At 32.6% G+C, this 17,370-nt stretch carries 20 protein-coding genes; all 20 read right to left on the reverse strand.

Annotation, left to right across the window (positions count from 1 at the left end):
* Nucleotides 1-146 precede the first annotated feature (146 nt).
* Entirely contained in the window at nucleotides 147-404 is a 258-nt protein-coding gene (locus tag E7C97_RS07110; protein ID WP_000187071.1) for a DUF896 family protein, read from the reverse strand.
* Between the two features lie 29 nt (nucleotides 405-433).
* Entirely contained in the window at nucleotides 434-2,470 is a 2,037-nt protein-coding gene (gene glyS / locus E7C97_RS07115; RefSeq protein WP_316108604.1) for a glycine--tRNA ligase subunit beta, read from the reverse strand.
* Between the two features lie 282 nt (nucleotides 2,471-2,752).
* Nucleotides 2,753-3,670 (reverse strand): glycine--tRNA ligase subunit alpha, encoded by a 918-nt coding sequence (gene glyQ / locus E7C97_RS07120; protein ID WP_316108606.1) that lies wholly within the window; start codon nucleotides 3,668-3,670, stop codon nucleotides 2,753-2,755.
* A gap of 35 nt (nucleotides 3,671-3,705) precedes the next feature.
* The gene (locus tag E7C97_RS07125) at nucleotides 3,706-4,077 is read right to left on the reverse strand and encodes a GFA family protein (RefSeq protein ID WP_316108607.1); all 372 of its coding nucleotides are present in this window, start codon (nucleotides 4,075-4,077) and stop codon (nucleotides 3,706-3,708) included.
* 450 nt (nucleotides 4,078-4,527) lie between these two features.
* Complete coding sequence (locus tag E7C97_RS07130; protein WP_316108609.1) at nucleotides 4,528-5,715, reverse strand: tyrosine-type recombinase/integrase; 1,188 nt, start codon at nucleotides 5,713-5,715, stop codon at nucleotides 4,528-4,530.
* A complete protein-coding gene (locus E7C97_RS07135) occupies nucleotides 5,687-5,956 on the reverse strand; it encodes a DUF3173 family protein (RefSeq protein ID WP_000450956.1) in 270 nt (89 codons plus the stop codon). Before E7C97_RS07135 ends, E7C97_RS07130 begins: the two co-directional genes overlap by 29 nt.
* A gap of 269 nt (nucleotides 5,957-6,225) precedes the next feature.
* Complete coding sequence (locus tag E7C97_RS07140; protein WP_000919634.1) at nucleotides 6,226-6,453, reverse strand: helix-turn-helix domain-containing protein; 228 nt, start codon at nucleotides 6,451-6,453, stop codon at nucleotides 6,226-6,228.
* 103 nt (nucleotides 6,454-6,556) lie between these two features.
* A complete protein-coding gene (locus tag E7C97_RS07145; RefSeq protein WP_316108613.1) occupies nucleotides 6,557-8,386 on the reverse strand; it encodes an SAG1250 family conjugative relaxase in 1,830 nt (609 codons plus the stop codon).
* Complete coding sequence (locus E7C97_RS07150; RefSeq protein ID WP_000401235.1) at nucleotides 8,373-8,738, reverse strand: MobC family plasmid mobilization relaxosome protein; 366 nt, start codon at nucleotides 8,736-8,738, stop codon at nucleotides 8,373-8,375. The genes E7C97_RS07145 and E7C97_RS07150 overlap by 14 nt, the downstream gene beginning before the upstream one ends.
* Nucleotides 8,739-8,742: 4 nt before the next feature.
* Nucleotides 8,743-9,099 carry an SAG1252 family conjugative relaxosome accessory protein gene (locus tag E7C97_RS07155; RefSeq protein WP_000817504.1) on the reverse strand — a complete coding sequence of 119 codons (357 nt, stop codon included), beginning with the start codon at nucleotides 9,097-9,099 and terminating at the stop codon, nucleotides 8,743-8,745.
* Between the two features lie 332 nt (nucleotides 9,100-9,431).
* Nucleotides 9,432-10,868: a hypothetical protein gene (locus E7C97_RS07160; protein ID WP_316108615.1), complete on the reverse strand. Its 1,437-nt coding sequence runs from the start codon at nucleotides 10,866-10,868 to the stop codon at nucleotides 9,432-9,434.
* Nucleotides 10,869-11,001: 133 nt separating this feature from the next.
* The gene (locus E7C97_RS07165; protein ID WP_398581243.1) at nucleotides 11,002-11,175 is read right to left on the reverse strand and encodes a hypothetical protein; all 174 of its coding nucleotides are present in this window, start codon (nucleotides 11,173-11,175) and stop codon (nucleotides 11,002-11,004) included.
* A gap of 189 nt (nucleotides 11,176-11,364) precedes the next feature.
* Nucleotides 11,365-12,021 carry a 4'-phosphopantetheinyl transferase superfamily protein gene (locus E7C97_RS07170; RefSeq protein WP_033629548.1) on the reverse strand — a complete coding sequence of 219 codons (657 nt, stop codon included), beginning with the start codon at nucleotides 12,019-12,021 and terminating at the stop codon, nucleotides 11,365-11,367.
* Nucleotides 12,021-13,703: an ABC transporter ATP-binding protein gene (locus tag E7C97_RS07175; RefSeq protein WP_316108616.1), complete on the reverse strand. Its 1,683-nt coding sequence runs from the start codon at nucleotides 13,701-13,703 to the stop codon at nucleotides 12,021-12,023. Before E7C97_RS07175 ends, E7C97_RS07170 begins: the two co-directional genes overlap by 1 nt.
* Nucleotides 13,704-13,705: 2 nt before the next feature.
* The gene (locus E7C97_RS07180) at nucleotides 13,706-14,443 is read right to left on the reverse strand and encodes an ATP-binding cassette domain-containing protein (RefSeq protein WP_316108621.1); all 738 of its coding nucleotides are present in this window, start codon (nucleotides 14,441-14,443) and stop codon (nucleotides 13,706-13,708) included.
* Nucleotides 14,444-14,577: 134 nt separating this feature from the next.
* The gene (locus tag E7C97_RS07185; protein ID WP_316108617.1) at nucleotides 14,578-15,318 is read right to left on the reverse strand and encodes an ABC transporter permease; all 741 of its coding nucleotides are present in this window, start codon (nucleotides 15,316-15,318) and stop codon (nucleotides 14,578-14,580) included.
* Between the two features lie 278 nt (nucleotides 15,319-15,596).
* Nucleotides 15,597-16,226 (reverse strand): TetR/AcrR family transcriptional regulator, encoded by a 630-nt coding sequence (locus tag E7C97_RS07190; protein ID WP_316108622.1) that lies wholly within the window; start codon nucleotides 16,224-16,226, stop codon nucleotides 15,597-15,599.
* 113 nt (nucleotides 16,227-16,339) lie between these two features.
* A complete protein-coding gene (locus E7C97_RS07195; RefSeq protein ID WP_316108618.1) occupies nucleotides 16,340-16,615 on the reverse strand; it encodes a hypothetical protein in 276 nt (91 codons plus the stop codon).
* A gap of 37 nt (nucleotides 16,616-16,652) precedes the next feature.
* Nucleotides 16,653-17,036, reverse strand: a complete 384-nt coding sequence (locus E7C97_RS07200; protein ID WP_002933294.1) for a DUF5945 family protein — start codon at nucleotides 17,034-17,036, stop codon at nucleotides 16,653-16,655.
* A complete protein-coding gene (locus E7C97_RS07205) occupies nucleotides 17,033-17,266 on the reverse strand; it encodes a DUF5965 family protein (RefSeq protein ID WP_000152422.1) in 234 nt (77 codons plus the stop codon). Before E7C97_RS07205 ends, E7C97_RS07200 begins: the two co-directional genes overlap by 4 nt.
* Nucleotides 17,267-17,370: the final 104 nt, after the last annotated feature.

The raw sequence follows: 17,370 nt of genomic DNA on the forward strand, positions 1-17,370 counted from the left end.
TTGGGCTGTCTTGAAAAAGAAAGTGACAAATTTATTAAGGGAAGTCCCAAATATCTTTGAATGTTTAGAGTGCTTTTTTAAAACTAAATGACTATAAAACAAAAACTCGGTTAGATTTCCCTAACCGAGTTTTCTATATCTCAAAATTATGAATTTGGATCATCAAGACTTCGACCATGTAAGCCTTTTTCCCGTTGTACCTGACGAAGTTTTTCAGGAGTCACATCATTTCCATCTTCATCTACGATTTTGATTCCTTCAATGTGATGACGAACTGAACGACGATAGCCTTCGATATATTCCTCACGAAGTTTAGCTTGTTCTACTTTTTCTTCTGCAGTCAAGCCTTCTGTTTTTTTCTTTTTCGCAAGCTCATTAATACGAGCGATTTTTTCTGGTGTCATATTTGGATCTCCAATCTACTTTTCAATTACTATTTTGTATTAAGAAGATTAAAAGCAGCGACTGTTTTCGCTTTATTCACAAGTTCAGCTAGAATAGCTAGACGATTATTCTTAACATCAACATCCTCTGCCATAACCATAGTATTGTCAAAGAACTCATCAATAACTGGACTAAGAGCAAATAGTTGTGTTAATTTATCGTTAGCTGAACCTTTCAATTCAAGACTTTCGACAGCTTGAGCTAGTTCTTTTTCTTGTTCATTATCAAAGAGGCTAGTATCAACTTTGACGGAGCCTTCTGCTTTTTCCGCTAGGTTAAAGGCACGAGATAATGATTCAACTGATGATTTGTAGTTTTCAGTTTTTGCAGCTTCAGTTAAGGCTTCTGCTGCTTCAATCATATCTGCAACAACAAAGTTTGAACTTGCAAGAACAGCCTCTTTAATATCTTTTGCAGTAGAACCCATCATCTTATCAACACGAGCTTTGATGAAGTTAAGCACTTCTTCTTGATTATCGTAAGTTAGACTTTCAAATGATAGGGAATACAGGCTAGCAATCAATTCGTCCATTGGAATATTCCATCCAAAGTCCTCTAAGATTCGAACAATCCCTTGTGTTGCACGACGAAGGGCATAAGGGTCGTTTGAACCAGATGGAATCAAGCCAACAGAGAAGAAAGATAAGAGAGTATCTAATTTATCGGCTAATGCAAGTATTGCTCCAACTTTAGATTCAGGAAGAGCTCCGTCTGCTGAGTCTGGAAGGTAGTGTTCACGGATTGCTTGTGCCACTGCAGCATTTTCACCTGCAAGAAGCGCATACTTCTCACCCATGATCCCTTGAAGCTCATCAAATTCACCAACCATACCAGTCAAGAGGTCAAACTTATAAATGGCTGCAGCACGAGCAAGGTCAACAGTTTCATCAACTGATAAACCTGCTTTTTCTGCCAAAAGTATAGCAATTTGCCCTGTACGAATCATGTGCTCACGAAGTGAACCAATCTTTTCGTGGAAAGTTACGTGTGATAACTTGGCTACAAGATCTTCAATCTTGAGTTTTTGGTCTTCACGCCAGAAGAATTCACCATCTTCAAGACGTGCCACCAAGACTTTCTCATTTCCTCGGATGACATTATCCAGATACTCTGCATTTCCGTTACGAACAGAAATAAAGTTTGGTTTTAGATTTCCGTCAAGGTCACGTACTACAAAGTAGCGTTGGTGAGTTTCCATTGAAGTGACCAAGACTTCTTCTGGAACCTCTATGTACTTAGGATCAAAATTCCCCATAAAGGCAGTTGGGTATTCAACCAAATTCAGAACTTCATTTAAGAGTCCTTCATCAATTTGTACCTGAACACCTTCTGTAGCTTCGATAGCCTTAATTTGCTCACGAATCATATTTTCGCGTTCAATGCTATCTGCAATAACATAAACTTTGCGCAGGTCTTCTTCATAGCTGTCAGCATGCTGAATTTCTACTTCGTGACCAAGGAAACGATGTCCACGGCTAACTCTTCCTGAATGAATATCTAAGAAATCCATATCGAGTGCCACATCATCCAAAAGAACTGTCAACGTATGGACTGGACGGATATATTCAAAGGTATTGTTTGCCCAGTGCATACTTACTGGGAAGCTTAAGCTAGCCAATACTTCTGGAATTCCAGCCAAAACTTCCTCAGCTGGTTTTCCAGCTTCATGCTTAGTTACGTAGACATATTCTTCACCTTTGATTTCACGGAATTCGATATCATCTACAGTCAAGCCTTTACCACGGACAAACCCTTGCGCTGCTTTAGAGAAATTTCCTTCTGCATCCAAAGCAATTTTTTTAGAAGGTCCTTTAAAATCTTCAGTCAAATCCGTTTGTTGGTCTGCCAAGCCAAGTACGCGAACAGCCAAACGACGTGGAGTTGAAAAAGTTTGAATTCCTTCGTATGAAAGGCGGTTATTATCCAAAAAGGCTGCCATTTTTTCACCTAGTTGTTTTTCACTTGGTGTGACAACGTAGGCTGGTAACTCTTCGAGTCCTAGTTCTACTAATAAGTTTTTTGCCATGTTTTTTCCTTTACAAAATTTCTTCTTTTTGATAGGCACCTTAGGTACTGGGGACGTTGCTAACTAACTTTGTGAGTCTGTGGGGAAATCTTCTGTCTTCTTGACAAAGTTTTCCAACAGTCTCATCAAAGTGGATTTAGCCAACTGATTTTTGAACCTAAAGTTTCAAAAATCCCCAGATATCAGTACGGCGGTGCCTATCCCTTTAGCAAGTCTTCGACTTGCCTCTGAGTGCCATACGGGCTCACTTTGTTCGCCCTTTTTCTATTCTTGTAACTTTTTTTATTCTTCCTCTTCTGCTAGGAGTTGAGCGCGTGTGGCTTCGTCAAGAAGTGGGTAACCAAGTTTCTTACGTTCTGCGACAAAGGTTTTGGCTACAACACGGGCTAAGTTACGGATACGAGCGATATAACCAGCACGTTCTGTAACGGATACTGCTCCACGAGCATCAAGCAAGTTGAAGGTATGTGAACATTTCAAAACGTAGTCATAAGCCGGGTGAACAAGACCCAATTCCAAGGCACGCCCAGCTTCTTTTTCAAACTTTTCAAAGTTTTCAAGAAGCATATCTTGGTCAGAAACTTCAAAGCTGTATTTTGAATGCTCGTATTCAGGTTGAAGGAAAATTTCACCGTATTTAACACCAGGAGCCCACTCAATATCATAAACTGAGTCTACTTCTTGGATGTAAGAAGCCAAACGTTCCAATCCGTAAGTAACCTCAGCTGTAACAGGACCGGTTGCCAAGCCACCGACTTGTTGAAAGTAAGTGAACTGAGTGATTTCCATACCATCAAGCCACACTTCCCATCCAAGACCTGCTGATCCAGTTGATGGGTTTTCCCAGTTATCTTCAACGAAACGAATATCGTGTTCCAAAGGATTGATACCCAATTTTTCCAATGACTCTAGGTAGAGCTCTTGAATGTTTGATGGTGATGGTTTCATCACCACTTGGAATTGGTGGTGTTGGTAAAGACGGTTTGGATTTTCCCCGTAACGACCGTCTGCTGGACGACGTGATGGCTCTACATAAGCTGCATTCCATGGCTCAGGACCAATAGCACGAAGGAAAGTATAAGGGCTCATAGTTCCCGCACCTTTTTCGTTATCATAAGCCTGCATGAGCATACAACCCTGGTCATTCCAGTATTGTTGCAAAGTAAGGATAATTTCCTGGAAGGTTAGTTTTTTGGACATGTTTTACTCCTTTAATTTATATTATCTTTTTAGGTTTATTTATCAAGCAACCAAGAAAAAGCTGGATCCTGAAAAATATGACGTTTGGGAACAGCTTGTAAATTCTGATCGCATTCATCTATTGTACCTAATTTCAAAGCACAGACTTCTGGTATATTTTCTTGAACAGTGAAAATTTGACTATGACAGTTCTGGCAGTAATAACGCTGTTTTCCTGGAGAAGAACAATACGTAACAAGCTTTTCTTTTCCATGCAATACTAGATTTTTACTGCTAACTTTGGCATTAACTGTATAGGCAGACGCAGTTGCTTTCCGACAGAATGAACAGTGGCAAAAAACTAATTCAGATAATTCCTCATCTAGAGTGTAAGTCACTGCTTTACATAAACAAGATCCTTTAAGCATTGTACTCCTTTCTACTTAGGCATTAGACGAATTCAAAAAGAACCGAATTTCAACACCCAAGCCTTGCGACTAGGGGCGTCAGAAACGCGGTTCCACCCTAATTTATTACTTCATTATTTTTTAAAATTTACCAAAAGCGCCACACTCATCTCTCAATCACCTGACTCTCACTATCACAGGCTCGCTTGGGATTTACTGATAAGATATTCTTTCTTGTCGTCTATTATAACAAAAAGGAATGAAAAAGTAAAATTATTTTATCACTAGTCCTATATATTTCTTAACTAAATCAATTTAACTGCCCCTTTTTGAACAAAAAGAAAACCGCTAATCCTAAGAATAGCGGTTTAATCATGTTTTTAAGCTACAAATGTAGTCGCTCTATTATTTAAGAGTAACAATTTGCAAATCCTATTTTCTCCCAGTATTAGTGGATTAATTCCTCAATTTTCAACTCTGGCAGGAATTTGGTAGGTAAATTGATAATCCAAGATTATCTAAACTGTTTGTAATCTCTTCTGAAATTGTTGAATCACCTGAATAATACCAGTGACTATATGTATTCAACGTGGTTGACTTATCAGCGTGTCCTAATCGATATGAAACATATAAAGTATCCTTATGTAACACATTTATAAGATAAGATGCATGACTATGTCTTAATCCTTTCCCCGTAATTTCTGGTACGCCAGTAATCTTAGCATGCCTTTTTATTATCCTAGAAATTGTAGACTTACACAAGGGGGCACCAAAACGTGATACTACATAATCTTTATCATCATTCTTGATTTGAACTTCTCGCCATTTTTTAAGTATTGTAATCGTAAAATCATCTAAATCAATTTTACGATCCCCTGCTATTGTCTTTGTTTGTTGTTTAGCATACCATACACCGTTTTTATCTTTCTCAATTGTCGAATGAACATGAATCCATTTACGTTCAAAATCAATATCTTCCCATTTAAGAGCGATACCCTCACTAACTCTTAAACCAGTCATAAAATATAACCAAATCGTCATGTAATTATGGAGTCCCTCATACTCACTAATATCAAAAGAGTTTATTACCTTCTTAAATTCATCAAATGTCCAAAATTTTGTATCAGGGTGCTTTCCTCTAGGATTATCTAATCCTTTAAAAGGAACTCTATCAATATAACCCAATCTTTCTGCATAGCCCAGACATGCTTTAAATCTAGACCACATATTTTTAGCATAGTTACTAGAATACTTGTCTATAATAGCTAAGCGAAATCTTTCACAGTCAATAGTACTAATATCTGATAATTTTTTACTACCAAATTGCTTAATAAATAACTGATGATGTGGTAAAGCGGTCTGATAAGTTACAAATTGAACTTTTTGTTGATAATATTTTAAATAAATCTCTTCCATAAACTCTCTAAAAGTTAGAAAACTATTATTAGTAGTAGAGTTCACAAATTCATGTTTTAAACGAAGTATCTCTTCATATGCTTCCTTAAAAGAATTAAACGGTAGTCCTTGTTGATTTTTCCTTCCTTTCTTTTGGATTCTTTTCCCAGTTATTGGATCAACTCCTAATTCAATTTGAAAAAAAATTTTTCCTTTTGAATCTTTGTATACACCTTTATATTTCTTTGTCTTTGATATAACCATTTTTCTCACCTTCTATATCTGAAAAAGAAATACCAATTAAATTTTCTACAATATTTTTAGGAGCAATGCCTAACCTTTTATTATCGAAAGGTGAACATCCTAATTGTACCGCATTCTTATCATTTTTTCTAGCTTCTTCAAACTTTTTTACAGCAATTTTTTTTGCTTGTCTAATAATATTCCTCGATGTGTGCTCTGGAAAACCAATCGCAACTAAATCTTTATAGTTTACTGTTTCCATGATTTTACTACTTCCTTTCTTAGATTTTTTCACCTCCATGGCATGACTGATGAAGTCATCATAAGAATTTCACTTGCTGCTCTTTTACGGTGGCAGCCTGAACGGTCAGAAGTATCATTGTATATCATTTGTATCATGGCATATAAAGTATCGCTCTATTTTATTGATGGTTTTAAAATCGCTCTTATCATGGCGAGCCATTCAAATCTGCTCCACAAATGAGGAAAGTACCATTTTGGACTATTCAATTGTCAATGTGCTTTCTTAACCTAATACTTTTTGGAGTAATGGTCTTCTTTATTATCCACTCGACCCACAAGGTAATCTAAACTTACATTATAAAAATCTGCAAGTTTGATAAGGTCATCTATAGAGATTAACCTGGTACCTGATTCCATTTTAGAATACGCTGATCTTGTACAATTTAAGATTGCTTTTGCAACATATTCTTGTGTCAAATCAGTATCCTCGCGTAAATCTCTAATCCTTTTCAACATTCAATGTCTCCTAAAACAAGTATAATATAGTTATTTTCTTATTTTTAAATATGTGACAAATTGGCACATGAAACTATGCTATATATACTTTTTAGGAAACTGTTTACTCTAAATGTATCTCATTTTCCTTAATAGATTTCATATTTTGTTTTTTCTTATATTTCTGTATTGTTTTATTAAACATTTCAAATAAATTTATTGCTTCTCTATGTTGTTCCTTCAGTGTTTCAATCTTTCCTTTATATATGTATAAATCCTTCTCTATTGTATCTACTGAACTTTTACCTTGAATACTATTTTCTAAATTGCTAGAACTATTTATCGTATTATTCAACAATACTTCCTCTAAATTAGTTAAATCATCAATTTTATTTTGGACTTGTTCAATCATATTCTCTAGATATGATATTTGGGCAATGAAATCATTTGTTATATCTTCGAAATCATTCGGACTATTTTCCGCAGATATAAGAAAATCTAATTGTTCTATTTTTTCTCTAATTTCGCTAAGAGGAATTCTTCTATACATATACTGCGGTTCATACTGAAGATTAAATTGCCTAATCAAAGTTTTACCTTTCATAAAGCGATTTTTTTCTGCTGAATCTTTATGGTATACATAGTAAGAACTAGTTTCTCTGAGAAATACTTTAACTTTTTCTTCTTCCATATTGATTTGAATATTTGGTACAAAAATAAGTCCTTCTTGTCGGATGCCAAAATGTACCTTAATGTACATTCCATCGTCTACTACTTCTTCTATTTGATTAAGATTCAACTCTACCTCAAACTCATGAACTGCATCCCTATTTCTCTTGAAATCTTGATAGGATTTCCATACCACCTCTTCTGTCGGCAACTCTTTTTCTTTAATTAGCTTTTCTTCATTGTAAAGTTCAACTAAATTTTTATTATCTAAGACAACAGTTTCATTTTTGTTATTAAAATAGTCTTGAAAATAACTAACACTATACCGATTCGTTTTTACCAATTCCTGCTCTGAAATCTTAATCTCATCAAATTTAAATTGAACATGTTTTTCTTTCGGAATTATTTTTAAGCCCAAAAATTCTGCTCGTTGAATCAATTCATTCATATTCTTCATTTTCGGAAGTAAAAATTCTAAGATGTTTATGATTTCCCTTTGAATAAACTTTTTCTTAAAATAAGTTTCATTATAAGGTTGTTTTCTACTCAATTTACTATCACGTACGACTTGTTTCATATTTGAATCAGTCATAAAAAAAGTAACATGCTTGTGTCTAAAATCAATTTTTAAATGTAAAGCTTTTGCTTTATTCTTGAAATCTTCAAAATTTTTCGAGTTCTCGATTAGAAAATATACTCGTTGTTTTATTTCATATTTGTAATTTGTTTTGCGATAAACTTCATACTGACGATGCGAATAACGATTTTCTATAATTTTTGCCCCTGCAATTTTTGAAAGACGATCAGAAACCATTCGTAGATTATGTTCTGCCTTATAATCCCATAGAAACTTTTTATCAGAATTCTGATCAATTGAATTTAGGATGATGTGATTGTGGATATGATCTTTATCGACATGAGTTGCCACGATAAATCGAAATCTACCTCCTGTCAACTCTTTAACTGTCTCATAACCAATCCGATTGATTTGTTCAGGAGTGAGATGGTCATCTGGAGAGAAGGACTGAATGATGTGATGAGAATGAATTTTTCGTTGATTTACTTCTTGCCTATCATGACGAAATTCATAAAGAGTATCATTACTTAAAAAATTATCATTGTACATCTTCACTAGTTCTTTATAACTAGGAAAATCTAAATAATTTCTCATACCAAAATCTGAAACTAGTGTTAGATTTTTTGTTTTACTTGGATTCAAAATATATTTGATTAGTTTACTACGATAATTTTTTCCATGAATCGCAAAGTGTTTAGTGATGACCATAAAATTTCCTCAATTTTTCAGATTGAATAAGAAAATCTTTCTCCACTTCTACTATTAACTCTTCTATACCTTTTCTCAACTCATTTAATTCAACTTCCGTTATTAAATTCGAATAATTTATGCTTCTGGCTATTTGATTAATATTATTTCCGATTCGTTTTAATTCAAAAATCAAATCTTGATAACTATTTGTATCAATGGTGATAAAATTCATACCAGGATCTAGTAGAGTTCGTCTAGCATATTCTGAGAATGATAAGCAGTTACTTTTTGAGATATTTTCATTCAATTTGACTAATTCTAGGTCAGATAAAAAGACTTTTTTTAAATTTGTTCTATATCGGTGCTCCACTCTACTACCTCATGTATTTGTTACGAAAATTTTCACTAAGAGGACTTGTTTTTTCTACCTCTTTAATTAATTCCTGAATACAAGTTAACAAAATAGAAACATGTTCTTGAGTAACCTGATGATTTATTTTAGCAATTATTAATATTTCATGAACATCACGGCTAATTTGTTCCAACTTTTGCTGTTTCCAAAGGTTGAAACATTTTTCCATCTGTTTTTGTCCATCAGACAATAGTAAGCTTTTACGGAGAAAATCAGAAAAATTATCCTCTCCTTTCTCTCTCATTAAATCTAGTATTTGTTTTTCCTCCGTTTCTGTTAAGCGAAATTGTTTCCGAATACTACGTATATCTCTTTTCATATGGCTTTTCCTCCTTCATAGATACTTGTACTGACAATGTAAGCTTACAGACACTGTCAGTACGTTTTTCAAAATAGATTCAACATTTTTGTAAGGCTTTGCGAGCTCAGATATTGTGTCCACAATATCCCAAAAATCATATCGTTAACCGACCAAAACCTTCCAGTTTTGACAGCCAACGATAAGTTAACTTGGTGGCTTCGCCCCCAAAACCCCTAGAGAAAATCTAACATAGATTTTTACAAGTTGAGAAAAGTATAGCGGAAAAAACTTGGAGAAGTTATCACAGAGAAATGAGAGAATGAAAAAGAGAGCCTAGGCTCTCGGAAAATTTAATAAACTAGAAAATTATCTTTAAAACGTTTAAAATCTACAGTATTAAAATACTTCTCAGCTTCATTACCATCATTAATAAAAGCTTTAAGATTATCTAAAACCTCCATATATTGTGCACCAATCATATCTTCGGGTACTAAATTTAATACCTCTAGAAGATTATTATTTTGAATCTGACCGTTAACGTTGATATTACCATCACTCAATAAGGTAAGGATACGCTTCACTATGTCTTCATCAGAATTTTGGAAGAATCTATCATAAAACAACTTTCCACCAGGAGAAACACCCCTCTGATATGAAACATTTTTACCAATTCTACAAATTAAAAATGTTTCTACTAATAAATCTTTTCTCATATTAGGAACATCTGATGGACTGGGTGCTAACTCTAGAATTTCTCTAGCGATAGGAGTTTCGTTAGCATAATTATCCCAACTAAAATGAGCATTTTTCAACTGTTCGCATTTCACAGAGAGTTGAATGGTTTTCAAATCTTTAGAATAATATTTTTTTCCTCCTACTTTTTCGAAAAATAACTCAGATTGATTTATTTTATATTCATCTAATTGAGTTCTAAATACATCTAACCTCTCTCCTAAACTATATCTGAATGTGTCAGTAGTGTATTTCCAGCTTATCAATGATAAAGATAAAAAATTGTTTAGAACAATAGACTTACCTTCATAATTCTTGGATACAAATATTCCAAAAAGAGTATTTGTAAGATTGGCAATAAACTGCGGTGATAATTCTTTGATACTATTTTCAAATTGTTCTTTATCAACCTGTGAAAAATAAGTATCTCTATTTTTTGTATTATCAATGATGCTCTTTACAGTTATTGCATGACCATTAACTTTCTCAGAGATGACATCATCTATACAAGTTTGTAACCAGCCTAATAATTCTGCTGTTCGGATTTGATCATCATTTGGATGTGAAGCACCTACATGATTCCGCATATCTAAAATATGTGTCAGTCTTAGATATAATGCTTGTGAAATTAGACCTAATTTTTTACAATGATCTAAAACAACTCTATCTTTTAAGTGTGGTAAATCTTCCTCTGTTTTATATAGTCCTCTATCAGATTCACTGACTGCTGAATTAAAAAATATTTCAACTCCGTAATGAATAATTTTTTGATGTATTTTCATCATTACTTCATTCCAAACAAAATTTAGTGATGCATCATACAGACCGATTGCTGCACCTGCTACAAATTTTGAAAGATAACGAGCATTTGTTTTGTATTCCTGAGGCATATTCTCTAATATCGAAGGCAACATCGTATGCATCATTTTACGCTCACTCTCAGAAGCTATCACATTCTCAGTTGGTAAGCCATACTGCTCTAGATACTTTTCAAAGCCAATAAATGAATCTCCAGGTAAATATTGAGGACTAGTGTTAGTTAAATCATTAGTCATTAAAAAAATCCCCCCTTTCTAAAAACTAGAAAATTACATGATAAGAATATCAATAAAAATTCAGTGAATTATATCAATATTAGATTTAGTTATCAAGGTAAATTGTTTGTTGATATAATAGATTTCTCCCTTTCTACATTGTCTTTCCGCACCTGTTCAATATACGCTCTATTCCCTCTATATATTCCGTATACCTCTCAGTTTCTCTAAAAGTTGTTGTAAAATGAATCTTTGTATGAATTAAATACGATAAATCATCACTTATCAAAATCCATAAACTACTTTCATCGTCAATCTTTATTTCCATATGAAGATAATATACTAATTGTCATTGACTAATTAGTGTATTTCTGTTTCCTAATTTATGTTACAAAATTGAGTTTGAAAACCACAGTCCTCAAATCTTAAAATATTCCAATTTGATCTTAGAAATCAACTTTCGAGGAAAATTTTTATAGTGTCTAAATTACTCGTTAGACGGGTGGTCATGATTTAGTTAATTTGATATTTTTACCTCTATCATATTTTCAATATTATCACAAATATTACAACAAACAGCAAAAGAATAATTTTCATAAAAAGGTAATTCAAAGAACTTGAAATTCCTCTCCCCAGTAACACAAATATTGTTGCTCCACAGCTCAGTAGTGAAAGAATTCATAGATTTAACTAAACCTGTTCCTATCGCTTTAACAAAGCTTTCCTTTAGTGTCCAAAATCTATAAAAAGTTTCACACTTTAACGAATCTGAGAGCTGTAAGAAAAAAATTTTTTCCCTCTCTGATAAAACATAATCTATAACTTCATTAAAATCAAAACTCTCATTATATTCCAAATCGATTCCGACTTCAGCATTGCTAATCGCAACTGCTACCCAATCTCCCGAATGAGTAATATTAAAAAAACAATTATCAATTCCAATTAAATAGGGTTTCCCATGATTATTTTTAAAAATTTTTACGGGAGTAAACTCAGATATAATTTTGTTAAATAAAAGATATTCATATAAGATATAGTATGCAACAAGAGATCTCCTATAATCTAAAACCTTTTTATATTTTCTCGCTTCTTTCAAAAAGTTAGGTGGGATACGATTTTCTATGTAGAATTCATCCAATTTAGTAATATTGATATTTGAAAAATATATTATCATTACACACTCAACTCAACCAATTTATAAAATTCACCTTTCCTATCCATCAAGTTATCAAAAGAACCATCTTCAACAATAACTCCATTTTTCATAAAAAGAATTCTATTGTATTTCTTCAACATGCTCTTATTTAACTTATGTGTGACAACAAGAACCGTCAAATCTTGAATTTCTAAAATTGAATTTTCAATTTCAGTAGTAACTTTATTATCTAAAGACGAGGTAGCCTCATCTAATAATAAGATTGGTGTTTTTCGAATTAAAGCACGCGCAATACTAAGTCTCTGTCTTTCTCCCCCAGATAGATTTGATCCATTCTCGCCACATAAAGTTTGTAGACCTAATTCATTTTCTAAAATATAACTTTCTAAGCCAGACTGCTGTACAGCTTTTTTTATATCATCTTCAGTAAAGGATTGACTAAGGGTAATATTTGCTTTTAAAGTATCATCAAAGATATAAACATCTTGTTGAACAATTGTCATTAAGTTATAAAGGCTCTCTGCTGAAATAGCTTGCAAATCTTGATTATCAATTGAGATATACCCACTTGTTACATCATAGAAACGCAGTAATAGATTGAGTAAAGTCGATTTTCCACTGCCTGACATACCTACTATTGCAATTTTTTCCCCCTTTTTGATCTGCAAAGATAAATTATTAAAAATCTTTTCCTCAGCATTAGGGTAGGAAAAATCTACATTTGAAAAAGAAATGACATCATCAAAATATTCTTTCGTTTTACCAGTTTGAAGTTCGATTACATCTTTTACCTCAAATGAATTCAGTGTAGCCTGACCTTCACGGAATTTACTCATTCCCATACCAATTTCATTTAGTGGCATTACTACAAAATTGACTAGTTGAACAATAGCTGTAACACTCCCAATTGTGGTATGCCCACCGAAGACCAGATACATTCCTCCACCAAAGGCTACTAAAAAAACAATCATCCCTGAAAGTTGAGAAATAACATTAGATAAAACATCAAATTTCCCTTTGATGAAATATATCTCATCCAATTTTTCGCTTTCGTTTTTGTAATCTTGACCGATAGCCTCTTTCACATTAAAACTCTTTATAACTAGAAACCCTGCTAAAATATCTTTAACCTTAGCTAAATATTTCTGATCGGCTATCATAGAGCTATTTTGTAGAGAGGCTGATTTTTGTCCAATAAATCCTGAAATCATCATAGGAATAATGCTAGCAATGATAACTAATAAGGTCAAAAACCAATTACCTATAAACATGGCTACTAGTGAGAAAATCATTAAGGAAATATTTTTTGAAATATTAAAATATTGGTGCAAATAATCCTGCTCAATTTTCTTCATGTTCTCAGTTAATATTGAAATAAATTTCCCTGATTTTTCTTTAGAAAAGTCTCTATAATCGCTATCTAAAATAGATTGGAACACCTTGTTTTTGTATCTTGACATGATTTGCCTAACAAGTTTATTTCTCAATCGAAGAGATATAAAGTTCAGTCCTGCATAGATGAAAATAACACTAGCTCCTACTAGTACCGCTTGAGTTAAGGCATCTTCATTTTGGGACATACCACTATCAATAATACCTTTAATAGAATAAGCAAAAGCAATATTAGTTAAAGGGACCAGTATATTAAATATCATGAAAGCATAAAAAGCCTTCTGATGATTCTTTATCAATTGTTTCATCCTTAATCTACCTCATAATTCTTAATATCATTTAGAAAATGAGACATAAAATATTCTTCTAAGTTAGTATTCTCTCTTCTAATCTCTTTCATAGAGACCTGTTCTACAATTTCTCCATTTTTGATGAAACCAATTTTATCTGCTATCTGTGAAATTTCCGATAATATATGACTCGATATTAGTATTGTAATTCCATGCTCCTTAGAAAGCGACAACAAAAGATTCCGAATTTCTTGAATTCCTATTGGATCTAAACCATTGATTGGCTCATCTAAAATTAACAATTTAGGTTTTGTTAGAAAGGCACGAGCTAAACCAAGCCTTTGCCTCATTCCTAACGAAAAATCTTTTACTTTTTTAGTCGTATTCTTTAATCCGACCATTCTTAAGGCTCTTATTATATCTGATTCAATAATATTTTTGCCCATATACTGAGCGTGAATTTCCAAAATTTCTTTTGCAGTGCAATTATCATAAAAAATTGGTGATTCAATAATACTTCCAATCTGACTTAGGATTTCTTCTCTGTGTTCTTGTAGATTTTTACCAAAAATTTCAATACTACCTGATGTAATTGTTGATAAGGATAACATACATTTCATTAACGTTGTTTTTCCAGCACCATTCGATCCTAAAAAACCATAGATTTCTCCTTCAGCAATTTGAAGATTGATACCACTTAAAATTTCTTCTTTATCAATTGTTTTAAAAACTTCTTTTATTTCAACAATATTTCTCATTTCTATCTCTCTTTCTATATCCAGCTTTAAATGCAAGAATTTTTCTCCCGGAGTATAAATACTAACTTATACAGTCTCTTTTTTATAGAAATCATCAAGGAATTGTCACTTTCCTTCAATTAAACTCAGGTATGCTACTTGATACTAATATCTTGTCTTGAAATATTAAAAATTGAAAATGAAGTAATCATTAAACTTATGAAACTTGCAAATATCAAAAAGAATAAGTTATCAGCAATATTATTAGATAAACTTCCTGGACTTACATTTGAAAGTAATGCTGCTAAACCAAGTCCTGAAAGCATTGTTATAGCTGTTGAATGCTTAATCATACCTAAAACAAATGGTAGTAAACCTATTAGTACTGTTGCAAACGTTATTCCAGCTAAGTTAATTAATTGCCTAGCTACAGGGATATAACTAGATTCAGTTACAACAGCCATGAATCTAATGAATAATTGAATCACTAAATGTGCAGAAAAATGTGCAATAAATGCTATTAGAATGACTGAAATAATTTTTCCCCATAGAAACTTTATTTTAGAAATGGGGTAAGAAAACAACTGAAAAATTGTTCTTCGTTTGAATTCATCAATAATAATCGTAGATAATAAATAAGATTCGAAAATCAAAAATGCTGCTTTTGTAAATAAAGATGAAAACAATGAAGCTACAATTGCCCAACCTTCCCATTTACCAGTAACTCTAATAACATTAGAATCCTGTCCAGTGAATTCTCCTAGTTTATTGTCAGTACCTAACCCCATAATGATTATTGCTGTAATACCTAACACTATAACTATATTACACAACCAGGCTAAAAATAATTTAGATTTAGAAACTTTATTTAATTCAATTTTAATAAGCGACAACATAGATTATTTCCTCCAAAGCGTAAATAAAGAATAAACTATTCAGACTAATCTCGACAAATATTTAAAAATAAGCTTATTCTTCAGACAATAACACTATACATACTATTGGTATGTATACGCTAAAAAACAAACATACCTTCGGTATGTATAATAGATTTTTAATAACACACTTAAAGTATGTTATTTTTTAATTATAAATTATGTAAGATAATTTATTGAATTGATAACACATAAATAAAAATTAGTACTAACAAGAATGTCATGCGACTACTTATTTACTATTTTTTTAAGTGATCAAATAAGTTGAAAATCACCTCCATCATTTCATCGGAAATTAACTGTACCCCTAGACCTTCAAAAGTAAGTTTAATGAAATTCATTTTGCGCTTTAATTCTACTAATGAAAAAACGGAAATTTGAAAACCAATCCAAATATTTAGTGTTAAAACAATTAAATCTGCTAGCTCTTCTGGATATTCTGTTTTAATGGACCCATCTTCAACTCCTTCGTAAACTTTTTCTCTAATTTCGGGTAAAAAATCAGAAAATAGACCTAGATACTGCTCCCCTAACAAACGTGGACTTCTTAGCATGATTGAGGCAGAGTATACTAGCCTTTGGTGTTCAAAATTAGAGAAAGAGTCCATCAAAGAATTTTGTATCTTTTCTAATCCAGTATTTCCTCTCCAATTGTAATTTAAAATTTCTTGATTATTTTCGCTAATGATTGATTGCAATATTTCATCTTTAGACTCAAAATGATGATAAATAACACCTTTCGTCAACCCACCTAACCCATCGATTATATCTTGTATTGAGGTATTATCAAATCCTTTTTCTAAAAATAAGTCTTTCGAAACTTCTAATATTTTTTTTCTAGTCTCATGTGAGTTTCTATTCCTTGCCATCATATCCCCTTTCTATCATACTATCGGTATGTAATTTTATTATAATCTAACAAAATAATATTGTCAATTTTTTTGTTGTTTCCAATGATATTTTGGAAATTTTATAAAACTATTTATTTCATTCCATCTTTCCTAAATCTCTCTAGATTCTTTTCCAATTGTTCCTTATGAAGTTGATTCTTAGCTTCCTTTAATGTGTCATCCAAAGTTTCTTCTCTATAAGTTGCTTCTGTTTTTAGTTGTTCTGATTCTTGATCTGGAGTGAAAATGATATCTAGCAGTCGGTCTATTTTTTCAAGATCTTGGACAGACATATCAGATAGTCTATGAATTAGCTTCTTAAATACATCACTATTGTCTTGGTTTTTCTTAAAAAGTTTTGTAAACATCTATAACCTCTCAAAAAAAGCAGCCTATCAGGACTGCTTAGTGTAATTCCGAAATCGCATCATAAATGGACTGCAATTTCTTATTGTCTTTATTCTTTGTGTCAATTAACGTATGTAGCTCTTCAATTTTCTTTTGACTACTTTGAATATCGCTATTGTTATCTGCAATAAGTCTTTTAAGATGTTGCTGATAACTTGTAGTGATATCTGTCTCTTTTCCTGTTCTAACCTCTGTAACTTTGGGTTTAGAACTAGAATTTGATTCCGTCACAGGTGCTTGTTTGCGCTTTTGAAAAGCTGCTTCATAATTTACATCATTACCTCCTTGATGATTTCCAAATAAGGCCGCAATTTTATCTGGATCTTCTTGATTTTCTGATTTACTTTCTAATGGTTGATTAAAATTCCAATCTTTTGTCATTCACTCATTTCATCCTTTCTAAATTCAGAATCATCGAATTGTCTTTCTCTACCGAAGGCATGGTCAAGAGCTTCTTCAAAACTCATGTGACTAATGCTTTGACGCCTTTTGAACGTCGCAAACATCGCTGTCTCCAGTTGCTCTTTGTAAGCAGCGAGTTTTTCTGTCTCTCTTGCTACCTTGCTTTCTTGCCTAGTGACCTTTTCTTCTAAGCGTTCAATAATGGTCATATACGATCCTCCTTCATTCTAATATTAGCTAAAACATCTTGATTTTGTTATCACAATTCTAAACATTGAGAGGTTTGTCTTACTGGTGGATTTCCAAATGTCTC

Origin of the sequence: Streptococcus sp. (genome assembly GCF_032481935.1) — a bacterium.
Taxonomy (GTDB): Bacteria; Bacillota; Bacilli; order Lactobacillales; family Streptococcaceae; genus Streptococcus.